General features: G+C 30.2%; 13 protein-coding genes. 9 read left to right on the top strand and 4 right to left on the bottom strand.

What is annotated here, in order from left to right; translation table 11 throughout:
- Positions 1-79: 79 nt before the first annotated feature.
- The 7 genes from NMK29_RS15100 (at position 80) to NMK29_RS15070 (ending at position 8,643) form a co-directional block, all read left to right on the top strand.
- Complete coding sequence (locus NMK29_RS15100; protein ID WP_108802401.1) at positions 80-3,097, top strand: tetratricopeptide repeat protein; 3,018 nt, start codon at positions 80-82, stop codon at positions 3,095-3,097.
- 27 nt (positions 3,098-3,124) lie between these two features.
- A complete protein-coding gene (locus NMK29_RS15095; RefSeq protein WP_108802402.1) occupies positions 3,125-4,873 on the top strand; it encodes a TonB-dependent receptor in 1,749 nt (582 codons plus the stop codon).
- A gap of 93 nt (positions 4,874-4,966) precedes the next feature.
- The gene (locus NMK29_RS15090) at positions 4,967-5,779 is read left to right on the top strand and encodes a M23 family metallopeptidase (protein WP_108802403.1); all 813 of its coding nucleotides are present in this window, start codon (positions 4,967-4,969) and stop codon (positions 5,777-5,779) included.
- A gap of 109 nt (positions 5,780-5,888) precedes the next feature.
- Positions 5,889-6,587, top strand: a complete 699-nt coding sequence (locus NMK29_RS15085) for a hypothetical protein (protein WP_108802404.1) — start codon at positions 5,889-5,891, stop codon at positions 6,585-6,587.
- Positions 6,588-6,670: 83 nt separating this feature from the next.
- On the top strand, positions 6,671-7,210 hold the full coding sequence (locus NMK29_RS15080; protein WP_108802405.1) for an SRPBCC family protein: 540 nt from the start codon (positions 6,671-6,673) through the stop codon (positions 7,208-7,210).
- Between the two features lie 174 nt (positions 7,211-7,384).
- Positions 7,385-7,795: a hypothetical protein gene (locus NMK29_RS15075; protein WP_199915030.1), complete on the top strand. Its 411-nt coding sequence runs from the start codon at positions 7,385-7,387 to the stop codon at positions 7,793-7,795.
- Between the two features lie 50 nt (positions 7,796-7,845).
- The gene (locus tag NMK29_RS15070) at positions 7,846-8,643 is read left to right on the top strand and encodes an RNA polymerase sigma factor (protein WP_108802406.1); all 798 of its coding nucleotides are present in this window, start codon (positions 7,846-7,848) and stop codon (positions 8,641-8,643) included.
- Here NMK29_RS15070 and NMK29_RS15065 read toward each other — a convergent pair.
- The 4 genes from NMK29_RS15065 to NMK29_RS15050 form a co-directional block, all read right to left on the bottom strand.
- Positions 8,640-9,521, bottom strand: coding sequence for an AraC family transcriptional regulator (locus NMK29_RS15065; protein WP_108802407.1), 882 nt, complete (start codon positions 9,519-9,521; stop codon positions 8,640-8,642). The genes NMK29_RS15070 and NMK29_RS15065 overlap by 4 nt on opposite strands.
- 194 nt (positions 9,522-9,715) lie before the next feature.
- The gene (locus NMK29_RS15060; RefSeq protein ID WP_108802408.1) at positions 9,716-10,516 is read right to left on the bottom strand and encodes a DUF6503 family protein; all 801 of its coding nucleotides are present in this window, start codon (positions 10,514-10,516) and stop codon (positions 9,716-9,718) included.
- A 37-nt stretch (positions 10,517-10,553) separates the two neighbouring features.
- Positions 10,554-10,850, bottom strand: coding sequence for a DUF1330 domain-containing protein (locus NMK29_RS15055; RefSeq protein WP_108802409.1), 297 nt, complete (start codon positions 10,848-10,850; stop codon positions 10,554-10,556).
- Between the two features lie 25 nt (positions 10,851-10,875).
- Positions 10,876-11,886: an SMP-30/gluconolactonase/LRE family protein gene (locus NMK29_RS15050; protein ID WP_108802410.1), complete on the bottom strand. Its 1,011-nt coding sequence runs from the start codon at positions 11,884-11,886 to the stop codon at positions 10,876-10,878.
- Between the two features lie 300 nt (positions 11,887-12,186).
- Between NMK29_RS15050 and NMK29_RS15045 the strand changes: the two genes are divergently transcribed.
- Positions 12,187-12,402 carry a hypothetical protein gene (locus NMK29_RS15045; RefSeq protein ID WP_108802411.1) on the top strand — a complete coding sequence of 72 codons (216 nt, stop codon included), beginning with the start codon at positions 12,187-12,189 and terminating at the stop codon, positions 12,400-12,402.
- Between the two features lie 219 nt (positions 12,403-12,621).
- Positions 12,622-13,089, top strand: coding sequence for a hypothetical protein (locus NMK29_RS15040; protein WP_108802412.1), 468 nt, complete (start codon positions 12,622-12,624; stop codon positions 13,087-13,089).
- Positions 13,090-13,158 lie beyond the last annotated feature (69 nt).

Below are 13,158 nucleotides of genomic sequence, written 5' to 3'. Positions count from 1 at the left end.
TCAAGGTCAATCCTTGAGATTTCTATTAAACTGGAACTTTGGTATTATCCAGAGTCTAAACTTTGAAAGAAATATTTACATGAACAAATACATCACTTTGATGCTTTTTGTAGCGGTCCTATCTTCGAAGATTTCTGCACAACAATCAGCAATTTACACAAATGAACTAGTACTGTACAATCAGGCATTAGAACTTTATAACAATAAGCAATTTCTAGCTGCTCAAAATCTTTTTGATAAAGTAAGAGATGCTGTAGACGATGAAAATATCGATGCAGAATGTACTTATTATATAGCAAATTGTGCTGTATGGTTAAATCAAAAAGGTGCGGACGATTTGATGGAAGAATTTGTGGTGCAGTATCCGACAAGTATAAAACGTAATGCAGCATATCTGGATGTAGCAAATTATTATTTTGATAATGGTAAGTATGCATATGCTCGTAAATGGTATGACAAAGTAGATGAGGGGAATATGAGTCGTTCCGAAAAAGAAAAGTTCAACTTTAATAACGGATATGCATATTTTAAAATTCAACGATTTAATGAAGCTAAAAAATTCTTAACTAAAGTAGAAGAAACTGATAAATATGGAGCTCAGGCCAAGTACTATCTAGGTTTCATCGCATATGAAGGAGATAATTATCAGGAAGCCGATAAATTGTTTGATGAGGTTAAAGATCTCGATAAATACAATAAGAATTTATCCTATTTCCAGAGTGATATGAATTTTAAGTCTGGAAAGTTTCAGGATGCAATTAATGATGGGTTAGGTCAACTTTCTAGATCTAAACCTTCGGAAAAGTCAGAATTAAATAAAATCATCGGAGAAAGTTATTTTAATTTAGGACAATATGATAAAGCAATTCCGCACCTAAAGGCATATAGAGGTAGAAAAGGGAAATGGAATAATACGGATTATTATCAATTAGGGTATGCGTATTATAAAGGTGGAGATTATACTAATGCTATTTCAGAGTTTAATAAAATAGTAGATGGGCGTAATGAAACTGCACAGAATGCATATTATCATTTAGCAGAATCTTATTTAAAAACAGATCAGAAACAACAAGCATTAAACGCATTTAAGAATGCTTCCGAAATGGATTTTGAAGCTAAGATAAAAGAAGATGCTTTATATAACTACGCTAAGCTAAGTTATGAGATTGGTAATTCATATGAGAGTACTCCAAAAGTATTATTGTCTTATGCAGAAGCATATCCTAATTCTGAGTTTAAAGAAGAAATTCAGGAATTGTTAATTAGTTCCTATATTACTTCTAAGAATTATAAGGAAGCCATGGATTTGCTAGAGGGAAGTCGCAATTTTGGTGATAAAGTAGTATATCAAAAAGTAGCATATTTTCGTGGAATAGAGTTGTATAATGAAGCGAATTATGCGGAGGCGAAATTATATTTTGATAAATCGTTGGCACAACAAACAGATCCGAAATTTACAGCAAAAGCAATTTATTGGAAATCAGAATGTGATTATTTGCAAAATAGTTTTGAAGAAGCACTTATAGGATTTAAACAATTTAAAGGAAAAGACGGAGCTGCTGGAACAATTGAATATGAAGGAATAGATTATAATATTGGTTATACCTATTTTAAACTAAAACAATACCCACAGGCTGCAGAGTTTTTTGATACCTATTCTAAAAAAAGAGGTATAGATGAAACACAATTAACGGATACTTATTTAAGGTTAGGAGATAGTCATTTTATTTCCCGAAAATATTGGCCAGCAATGGAAGCTTATAATAAGGCAATTAAAAATGGTGGTGCTGATTCTGATTATGCACATTATCAGAAAGCAATAAGTTATGGTTTTGTAAAAAAGAATGATAAGAAGATTAGTGATCTAGAGCTTTTTATTAAAAAATATACACGATCCACATATCGCGATGATGCAATGTTTGCTTTAGGAAATACATATGTGGCAGAGAATAATACACAGAGAGGTATCGAAGCATACGATCGATTAATCAGAGAAGTTCCGAGAAGTTCTTACGTGCCAAAGGCTTTGTTAAAACAAGGATTAATTTATTATAATGGCGATCAGGGAAATAGGGCTCTCACAAAGTTTAAGAGTGTAGTTGCTGATTATCCTGGAACAGAGGAAGCAATCCAAGCCGTTAATACCGCAAGATTGATTTATGTAGATTTAGGTAGAACGGATGAGTATTCGAGTTGGGTAAAAGGATTGAGTTTTGTGGATGTTACAGATGCAGATCTAGATAATACATCATATGAGGCAGCAGAAAAACAGTTTTTGGAAAATAATGATAATGCTGCAATTACCGGTTTTCAAAAATATTTAAGCGAGTTTCCTAATGGATTACATGCATTAAAAAGTCACTTTTATATAGCACAATTGTTTTATAAAAAAGGAGATAAACAAGCAACCATCCCACATTATAAATATGTGTTAGAAAAAGATAGAACGGAGTTTACGGAGCAAGCATTGGCTAGACTTTCTCAGATCTATTTAGAGAATCGTAATTATAATGAAGCAATTCCTGTATTGGAACGATTAGAAAAATCAGCCGATTTTCCTCAGAACATTATATTTGCGCAATCTAATTTGATGAAATCGCATTATCAACTAGTACATTATCAAGAAACAATTGCATACGCAGAAAAAGTATTGAGTAATCCAAAAATACAGAATGATGTAAAAAGTGATGCTCAGATTTTTATTGCTCGTGCTGCTTTACAAACCGCAGATGATACTCGAGCAAAAAGAGCATATTCCGAAGTTAGAAAAATTGCCACAGGTGAGTTAGCCGCAGAAGCTTTATATTATGAAGCGTATTTTAAAAATAAAGAAGGTAACTATAAAGAGTCAAACGAAACTGTACAAAAATTAGCAAAAGATTTTTCAGGATATAAATTATATGGTGCTAAAGGTTTAGTGCTAATGGCTAAAAACTTTTATGGACTAGAAGATGCATATCAAGCAACTTATATTTTAGAAAGTGTTATCAAAAACTTTACTGATTATCAAGATGTAATTGACGAAGCACGATCCGAGCTCAAAAAAATCAAAGCCGAAGAGGCAAAAACTAATTCATCCATCCAAACCGAACAATAATAATCAGTTATAAACTCTTAGCAATTTATGTCGAGATATATCAAGAAATTAATTTCCTTTACTTGTGTTTTTGCGTTTAGTGTTACCGCAATAGTGGCCCAAGAAAAAGAAGAAGAGGAAACCATAGAAACAGAACGTGTAGTTATTGTTAAAACATATACACCTACGATTAGTGATGCATTTAAAATAAAGTCTACACCGATTCTTAATGATTCTGTTACCCAAAAGAAAAAACAGCTGCGATATAGTATTTTTTCGGTTCCGGTAGCGTCAACATTTACTCCTGCAAAAGGAAGAGCGGCTAATATTGATAAACCAAAGAAAATACCGTTGTATGATAATTATGCTACTTTAGGTTTTGGTAATTTTACATCTGTATTAGCGGAGTTTTATAGCAATTTTCAGATAAATCGTACAGATAATATGGGGTTGTACTTACATCATAATTCTTCTCAGGGAGGAATAGAAGATGTAGCGCTAGACGATAAATTTTATAATACGTTTTTGGATCTTAATTATACTTCACGAACCAAAGACTTTACATATGGAATAGAAGTAGGAGCAGAGCATCAATTGTATAATTGGTATGGTTTACCCGAAACTCCTGCATTAACAGAGGCACAAATTGATGCAATTGACCCTCAACAAAATTATTTTGGGGCCAAGTTGGGGGGCAAATTGCAGTTTGATGATTTATATTTTAAAAGAGCTTCGCTAAATTATAGATATTTTGGGGATGCATTAAGCTCTACAGAACATCATGCAGTTTTTACACCCACATTTGAATTCGAAATTGTAGATGAATTAATTACTACGGATTTCATCGTTGATTATTTGGGTGGAAGTTTTGATCGACCATTAGATCAGGTATTACAAACTCCAAATGATTTTAGTATTCTTAATCTAGGAATACAACCAAGTCTTGTAGTGCTAAGAGATAATTTAACTTTAAATTTGGGTGCTTCAGTTTTTTATAGTATTGATAGCCAGAATAATGACAATGACTTTTTTATCTATCCTAAAGTTACAGCGTCTTATCGATTATTAGATGAAGCAGTAATTGCTTATGGAGGATTGGAAGGTGGATTAAAACAAAACACGTATAGAGATGCGGTACAGGCAAATCCATATATATCTCCAACATTGGTGTTAACGCCTACTCATAATCAATTTGATGCATACGTAGGGTTAAAAGGAAAAATCTCTGATATAGTAAGTTATAATTTTAGAGGAGGATATATATCAGAAAATGATAAGGCTTTGTTTGTAAACAATAGACCAGAAATATTACAATTAGAAGGATATGATTTTGGTAATTCATTTGCATATCGATATGATGATATTCTAACACTGAATGGATATGGAGAGTTAAATTTTAATATCAATAAGAAATTTAAATTGGGAGTTTCTGGAGAATATTTTAGCTATAATACCGAAGATGAACAAGAAGCTTGGAATCTGCCAGAGTTAAAAGCATCTGTATTATTAGATTATCAGATTACTGATCAATGGTTCGCTGGAGCACAACTTTTTTATGTCGGTGAGCGAAAGGATATCAATACTGCCGTTGCTTTTACTCCGCCAACACCAGAAGCTACCATAACATTAGATAGCTATTTTGATGCTAATGTGAACCTTGGATATCGATTTAATGACAAACTCTCTGTTTTTATAAAAGGCAATAATCTTGCGGGTCAAAACTATGAACGTTGGGTGAACTTTCCTGTACAAGGAGTACAGGTGTTAGGTGGAGTAACGTATAAGTTTAATTATTAATCTAACTTTTGTTTAGGTTTATTAAAATATAATCCATTAGTAATTCCAAAATAAAAAGCTTATTTTCTGCTAGTAATTGGAAATGAATTGAATATGAGGAGCGCTGTATTTTGGATTGTTAGTTTATTATGGATAACTACTTTTGGTCAAGATAATTTTAAAGTCTATTACGAAGAAACAGATAATGGATATACAATTTATGCAGATAATGGGGAGTTTTGCCCAGTTTCGGTAGAGATAGATTTTAAGATAGAGAATCTTACTTCAAATATTGGGGATATTAAGATCATAGAAGTCCCTGAACAAACAACAAAATTTTATATTGCTGATTTAACAGTGGTAGATAGAAAAAAAGCCATTCGTTTAGGGTTTAGTGTTCGCTATAATCATGGAAATCATTTACAAGAATCTTATGATACTGATTATCCATATCACTTACCATTTAAAAAAGGTACGGAGCATATGGTAACCCAAGGTTATAATGGCAAGATATCTCATTATAATGAATATGCATTAGATTTTAGAATGCCTGTAGGGACACCCATTTATGCGTCTAGAGAAGGGAAAGTGGTTTTAGTAGAACAAGGGAATAATAAAACGTGTACAGGTGCCGATTGTGCTAAGTTTAATAATTATATACTAGTGTATCATTCTGATGGTACTTTTGCAGAATATACGCATATCAAAAAAAATGGATCCAAAGTGACTCCAGGTGAAGTCATCAAAAAAGGACAGCATATTGGATATAGCGGTAATGTAGGATGGTCTACAGGACCACATCTTCACTTTATAGTATTTCTACAGCGATTTAATGATAGAGAAACACTTCCAACAAAATTTCTTGTTGGTAATGGGAAGCAATTCTTAGAATTAGAAGAGAGGAAGAGGTATATTAAATCTTATTAGTTTTAAAATTGATTTAACTTGGAATAAAGATAAAGAAGAGTATACATTTTAATACCTGTGTAGAAAGTTAAAATATCTTAGTTTTGACTTTATAACTGGAAAAGCTAAAATGAATAAGATATTACTATTAATAATTACAATTTTTTCAATACAATTAATTTCTGCTCAGCGTACGTATACTTTTGATTACATGATAGGATTTACAAGTCAAAGATCCCTAAATATGCCGATTAATATGGAAGTGGCTTTGATTAATTCTAAGAATAATGATTATCATCTTCTAGTGGTTAATGATGGTAGTCTAGAATTTAAGTTCCATTTTATTGATCATAAAATAGGTTTTCAAACCATTTTTTATTTAGAAAAAGAGGCTTTTTTAAAAGCAAATAGAATTAATTTGGATTGTGATTATGTGAAAAAAATAAGAACACCAAAATGGAATCGGAAATATGCAGGGAAATATTTTTTTGAAAATTTAAAAGATACTATTATCAATGATACTGCTTTTAATCATATAGTAATGAAAAAAAGAGCTAAAAAAAATAAACGACTAAGCCGGAGAAAAAAACTAGATCTCCATTTTATTACTTATAAGGATAAAAAATTCGATATGCCTTTTATCGCGAATCATTACATACATATATCTTGGGAACAGTTGGTAGATAAAGAAAATTTTAATTTCGATATCATTAAAGAGCAATACTCGATAAAAGATAATAAGAAGGAATGGATATATAAATTTGTCGAAGTGAATAAAATTGAAAATAAATACATTTCAGTGCCAGAAGCCTGTGATTATTCGAATTAAAGTAATGTGTTGATTTACAGGTTTTATGAGTAAGCTGTTTAAATTTAATTTGATAAATTTATGGTGAACACAAAACGCATATTATGAAGTATTTAAAATATTTATTGTATCTAATTATTGTATTAACATTAGTGTTTTTTGGGATTGGATTTTTTACACCATCCGTTTCTTATGAAAACGAGATAACAGTTAATAAACCAGCTAATGAATCCTGGGAAGTGATGTCTGATGTTTCTAATTTACCTAAATGGATTAAGGGATTTAAAAGAACAGAATTAGTTAGTGGTACTCCTAATACGGTTGGAGCAGTTTCTAATGTATATGTAGATAATAGTGGAGAAGAAATGGTTATGGAAGAGACTATAACTGCCATGAAACTTCATGAACATATGGCAATGACTTTTACGATGGATTTTATGGATATAGATTACGAAATGTTTTTTAAAGAAGCAGGTGGAAAGACAATAATTACTTCTAAATCCAACATTAAGGGAAATAGTATGTGGGCAAAATCATTACTTTCTTTTATGCCAAGTTCTATGAAAACGCAAGAAGACGAAAATTTAGAAAATCTAAAAAAACTAATAGAAGAAAATTCGAAGAACTACTTTTCTGAAAAATAATAGATACCTCAGCTTAAAGAAGATCATAATTATCTTGATTTAGTTTAAAAATACAGTCATTCTTACTATAGTTTGTTACCTGTAGAAAAAAAACGTAAAAAATTTTCACAGTGCGCATTCTTGATTGTCTAATATAATGTAGCCAAAATAAATTGGTTATTAAAAAATATAAGAATGATGGTAATAAAGAATCATGATGTTCAGAGCATTAATTTAACAACATCAACAGAAAAGGCGTTTGATTATATAGCAAACCCTTTAAACCTTTCTAAATGGACTGGCGCATTTAAAGAAGCTGATCAAGAATCAGCATTATTAGTAACCCCTAATGGTGAACTTAAAATTGGTTTAGAAACAAAGATAAATAAAGAGTTGGGGACTATTGATTGGTATATGACAATGCCTGACAATAGTATAGGAGTTGCGTATTCTAGAGTGACAGCTGGACCAGACAATAATGCAATTTACTCTTTCGTATTAATTGCTCCTCCAGTCCCATTAGAGGAAGTGGAAGGTACATTAAGTGCACAAATTGGTCAGTTAAAAGAAGAATTACTATTGTTACAGACTATTTTAGCGGATTAAAGAAAAACAAAAAAAGGCTAAGGTAAGCCTTAGCCTTTTTATTATATATTATGGAAGAACAACTTATAAAATCTTGCTTAGAAGGTGATAAAAGGAGTCTTGAAAAACTTATTAAGTCCATTGATCAATTAGTATATAATCTATCAATACGGTTTTTATGGAATAAGGCTGATGCTGAAGATGCTACTCAGGAAATTTTATTAAAAGTAATTACTAATTTGAGTAAATATCAAGGGAAAAGTAAGTTTAATACTTGGGTTTATAGAATTGCAACAAACTATTTAATTAATCAAAAGAAAACTTCGTTCGAAAAAAGACCTATCTCATTTAGTCAGTTCTCAGAAGAATTAAACTCGATTAATGACCCTGTGAGTTATGACTTGCCTGATAGTGATTTGTTAGAAAAGGAGATGAAAACAGGGTGCACTTTAGCGATGCTTCAATGTTTATCCAGAGAATTGAGAATAGTTTTTATACTAGGCAGTATTCTTAAAATAAAAAGTAATGTTGCCTGTGAGATAATCGAAATTTCTCCTGAAAATTTCAGGAAACGACTCCAAAAATCTAGGAAACTAATTGGTAGTTTTTTAAATTCTAATTGTGGTGTTTATAATACTACTAATAAATGTAGGTGTAACAAAAGAATTCATATAGCTATTGCTTCTAAAAGAATTGTAAAAGAAGATCTTAATTTTGTGGATAATATAGATGTTTACAATGAAGAAATGGAGGAATTAAATTCAATGACAGGAATTTATAGCAACCATGGGGATTTCATTAATAAATCTGATTTTTATAAAGAATTGAACCAATTAATAGCGTCCAAAAGAATTTTTAATGAGATCTAACTAAAAAATTTCTGTTGAAATTTTTTAGGAGTAAGTCCGTGATGTGATTTAAAAACTTGAATAAAATGAGATGGATTTTCAAAACCAACTTCCATAGCGACCTCGTTAACGTTTTTTTCTGAGGTCTGTAAAAGAAATTCGGCTTTTTCTATTCGTTTTTCTTTTAACCATTTTGCGGGCGATAAATAAAAAGTTTTTTCAAAATTTCTTTTAAATGAAGAAGTACTCATTCCATTTAAGTATGCAAAGTCTTCTATCCGTAAATTACGAGTAAAATTATTTTTCATGAATTCACTTAAATTGTACGTGTTTTTCTTATTTAAATTGGTTAGAAAATCTTTGAAAACATGTTGTTTATCATTTATTACTAGATTTAATAAAAGCTCTTCAAATTTTACCTTAAAAAGAGGTTCAGTAAGTTGGCTTTTATTTTCAAAATAAATAAGTATGGATTTTATATATGCTTCTAAATTAGGACTGTTATCAAATTTAAAATAAGTTTGTGACTCTTCTTTTGAGTTATTTGTATATGGAAAGTATTTCCCGTTTTTTTTAAAAAAATCTAACAGCAAATTATCATCAACAAAAAATAATATACTCTTATAATTATTACTTTCCATTATTTTTTCTGTTGTTAAAAACAATCCTTTTTTAAGAAAAATAGCTTCGTTTTTATAAAGAGCTGTATCATCATCAAGGGAATGAAAATACTTTTTCCCTTCAATTCCAAAAGCAATTAAATGCTGTGTGAGGTTTATTTTAGATCTACTTGTTTCATTTTTTCTGTTTAATAAAACAACTGTATTTTCATTTAGAGTATGAACGATATCATTTTCTTGAGAAGATTTATGAAAATCACTGGGAATTGTTAATGTCATTGTTTTTCAAATTTGGTTTTCTAAATTAAAAAAATATCCTGTGTTGTTTTCTATTTTACGATTCTGGGATAAGAAATGATTATTCCGAAGTTAGTAATAACTCTTAACCAATAGGTAGTCATATACGGAAGACTATCCCAAAGGTTAATCTTCCGTTAGATAAATGAAAATAGTTAATATTACTTTGTTTCATTTTATAATTTAAAATCTGCTATAGTAAACCCATTATTAAATTTAATATTCTTAGTGGTAAATTCAACGAGCGTAAAATATTCACCAGAATCATTTGGAGCGAAAGCTTTTCTCTTAGTAGCAATATGTATGTCTTCAATTTTCTCATAATCAAGTACCATAATTAATATCGGTTTTTTTATTCCCCAAGCAGGCAAAGAAAACATAAACCTGTCTACTAAATGTGTTTTAGGATTAAAGAATAGAATGAACTCATCATTTACTTTTTTCCCTACAAGTTTAACATCATACGTAAGACGTACTTTATCATATTTTACACCATTAACAGTCTCTTGACCTAAATATTTATGTATTGTACCTGGATCTTCTAGCTTGTACATCATAGTAAACCAATAATAATTTACCGATCTAAAGAAATTTGTACCATTTACGGCTTCTTGGGAAGTTATTTTTTTACCACTTAAAGTAACTTTAGGTATCCCATTTATTTTATTCTGCTTAACTACTCCTGCTTGACCAGGTAATATGTTAACTTCGTGTTGTTCGTATTCTCCCCAAGAAACTTCATTATCAAAAATATAGCGTTCTGTAGAAATGTCTTTCCCTTTTTTTAAATCATGATAGATATAGGTGAATTCGACATCTTTTTTAGAAGCTATTTTTTCCCAACCTCCATTTACATTGGTCATAGCTTTTAATAATTGTTTAGCTTTAGAATCTGTTTCTTGCGCATTTACTACCGAAGGAGACATGAATGCGATTGCAAAAAATATTATTACGAAATTTGAAGTTGATGTATTCATACTATAATTGTTTAATTTTATTATAATTTTTGTTCGATTATTTTCCTATAAAAACATCTAATTCAAGGAACGCTTTTTCCCTAAAAGGCAGTAATTCTTTATAAATTTCTGACTCAAAAACATTGATAATGGATTCGCTATTTGGGAATTCCATAATTACAACTACTTGTGGTTTTTTAGAACCGATAATAGTTTTAGCAATTTTGTACTTTCCTATTGGTATAGCGCCAGCTTCTTTAAATAATGGAACTGATTGTTCCGAATAGTATGTAAATGCTTCTTTTTCATTTGGATTTAAAACTGCATTCACAATCATTATTGATTTTTCTGACATAACTGTTTGTTTTGATATAAATAATTTAGAATGATATTTTTTGGATGGGAAACTCTTCAACTGGTGGTGTTACGCCACCGAATAATGCACTTAACGAAGAATAAATAACGTATAGTTCATTTTCAATTACATCTAGTGTTGTGGGAAAAGTTCCTAAGGGAGTTATAAACGTATTAACAATAGTTCCTGTATCCCAATCATCTGTGGTTACTATCTGGTATATGGCTTCATCAAAATTAGCTCCAGTTATATTATTACTAGCTAATATTAATGTGTTATTATCTGTTAATAATAAACCATCTACAGAGTTAACAGCTCCGTTCAGCGTTATTTCGGTTATATTATTTGTGTCTGAGAGCGAAATTTTATACAGTTTTCCTTCGTCGTATTTGCCTACAATAAGGTAATCATCTGGATGATAAACGATACCGTTTAGTCCGAAAGCACCCGCAGGAGCACTAAACAAGGGGTTGTTTACTAAAATAGAAGGATTACCTAAAAGATCTACTTTATAAATTACAGGCGAAAAACTATCTGTTACATATATGTTACCGTCGGGATCAATAGTTACATCATTTGCTAAATGACCTCCTGGTAGTAAACTTGCTAAGTCGATAGTAGAAATCTTACTTCTATTTGATAGATCATAGATAATAACTTGAGCTAGTTGTCCTACTGTCGAGGGATCAGTTTTGATTCCTACTCCAGGATCAGTATTACAGACTATTAATCTATTATTTGTTTTGTCAATAATAAGGCCTAAAACTGATGTCAAAGTTTCATCGTCGGCAAAGACCTCTTGATTCCCGTTTAAATCAATACTGATTATTTTGCCTTTTCGAATTGATCCTGTGTAAAAAACTTTTTCGGATTCGTTGTAAACAATTCCTTCGGGATAAAAATCTGATTCTTTAACTGTTATTGAATCTGGAATTGCTACTACTTGGGATATGTTATCATCATCACTACAAGCGATGTAAAATGATGTAAGTCCAAATGCTAGGATTATTCTTACTTTATTTATTTGATTTTTCATGGTATAATTTTTTATGTATTACCGAATTATGTGATTGAAATCTTAAGAATGATTTATGTTATCATTTGTTTTTACAAAAGTATCTCGAAACTCAAGTAGCGCGATATTGTGTATGGTTCAAAAAATGTAGTATTAGGTTCAAGGAAGTTTTATGAATGGTTCAGGGTTTAGGCTAGAATCATTAATTGATTCTATTACCCCGTGTTAGCAGTACAATTAAAATTTTATAATATTTGATATATCAAATATTACGAATATTAATAATCCATCTTCCATAATAATAAAAAAATAAGCGTGCATATGAACCGTGAAGTAAAGCCAGAATGGGCTCTCGTAAATGATATAGGTTCTTATATGTTAGAAGGTCATAATCTTCCTAAAAAAGCTTTAACATCTTATGAAATGAATTTAGATTTTCATCCTGATAATTCGAATAATCATCTGGCATTAGGAAAATTCTATGTAACAGAAAAAGATAAGGATGAAGCGGTAGTATATTTTAAAAAGGAAATTTAGAACGATGAAAATCAAGAAGTTAAAGCTGAATTGATTAAAATAAGATTGTATTTACTAGATCTGTAACTATTATTTAGAGAAGTATTTCTAATTTGATGTTTTAGAATAATATATAAAAATAGAGGTGCACAGTATTGAGTTATGCGTTGACTCGAAAATTTATTATATTTAAGCTTACTATGTTAAAACACAAATCATTAACTAATACTGCACTAAGCCATGAAACTATCTGATTTAATTGATGAAAAAATCTCAAAAATTCGATTTAATTATACAGTCGAAAATGAACAAGGAATGCAAGAGTTTCAGTCTCAGATTAGATTATCTAATGGTCAAGTTGTTTTATTGCCTAAGCATCTTAATGATGATATTGATTTAGTAGAAGATTATTCAAACAATAAACGTATTAGTTTTGAGAAAGCTCAAAGGTATGGTTTAACATCTAGGCTAATGTTTAGAAATAAACAGATAAAAGATATACACTTTAGATTCTTAGATAATGAACAAGTAATGGATTCTAGTGCAATATTAGAATTAGACAATGGGAAGTTTATTACAGAAAATAATTATGGTCCAAATGGATTAACAGATATTAATTTAGTTATTATGAATAAAACTCAATTCTTAAATCTTGCGGATGATAAAGTTCAAATACGTTCGCTTCGTAACGATATTTTGAAACACTAATGATACGCATATATCTTTGTTACTTATATAACGCATAGCTGATTTTAATATCGTTAATTACACAATGTT

This window comes from Aquimarina sp. Aq107, from assembly GCF_943733665.1.
GTDB lineage: Bacteria > Bacteroidota > Bacteroidia > Flavobacteriales > Flavobacteriaceae > Aquimarina.
The sequence above is the reverse complement of the archived record's forward strand: the minus strand, read 5'-3'. Positions and strand labels throughout refer to the sequence as shown.

What these genes read in the sequence shown, in the direction of transcription:
- NMK29_RS15100 (WP_108802401.1), top strand. Translation starts at nt 80, where the DNA reads ATGAACAAATACATCACTTTGATGCTTTTTGTAGCGGTCCTATCTTCG.
- NMK29_RS15095 (WP_108802402.1), top strand. Translation starts at nt 3,125, where the DNA reads ATGTCGAGATATATCAAGAAATTAATTTCCTTTACTTGTGTTTTTGCG.
- NMK29_RS15090 (WP_108802403.1), top strand. Translation starts at nt 4,967, where the DNA reads ATGAGGAGCGCTGTATTTTGGATTGTTAGTTTATTATGGATAACTACT.
- NMK29_RS15085 (WP_108802404.1), top strand. Translation starts at nt 5,889, where the DNA reads ATGAATAAGATATTACTATTAATAATTACAATTTTTTCAATACAATTA.
- NMK29_RS15080 (WP_108802405.1), top strand. Translation starts at nt 6,671, where the DNA reads ATGAAGTATTTAAAATATTTATTGTATCTAATTATTGTATTAACATTA.
- NMK29_RS15075 (WP_199915030.1), top strand. Translation starts at nt 7,385, where the DNA reads ATGATGGTAATAAAGAATCATGATGTTCAGAGCATTAATTTAACAACA.
- NMK29_RS15070 (WP_108802406.1), top strand. Translation starts at nt 7,846, where the DNA reads ATGGAAGAACAACTTATAAAATCTTGCTTAGAAGGTGATAAAAGGAGT.
- NMK29_RS15065 (WP_108802407.1), bottom strand. Translation starts at nt 9,521, where the DNA reads ATGACATTAACAATTCCCAGTGATTTTCATAAATCTTCTCAAGAAAAT.
- NMK29_RS15060 (WP_108802408.1), bottom strand. Translation starts at nt 10,516, where the DNA reads ATGAATACATCAACTTCAAATTTCGTAATAATATTTTTTGCAATCGCA.
- NMK29_RS15055 (WP_108802409.1), bottom strand. Translation starts at nt 10,850, where the DNA reads ATGTCAGAAAAATCAATAATGATTGTGAATGCAGTTTTAAATCCAAAT.
- NMK29_RS15050 (WP_108802410.1), bottom strand. Translation starts at nt 11,886, where the DNA reads ATGAAAAATCAAATAAATAAAGTAAGAATAATCCTAGCATTTGGACTT.
- NMK29_RS15045 (WP_108802411.1), top strand. Translation starts at nt 12,187, where the DNA reads ATGAACCGTGAAGTAAAGCCAGAATGGGCTCTCGTAAATGATATAGGT.
- NMK29_RS15040 (WP_108802412.1), top strand. Translation starts at nt 12,622, where the DNA reads ATGAAACTATCTGATTTAATTGATGAAAAAATCTCAAAAATTCGATTT.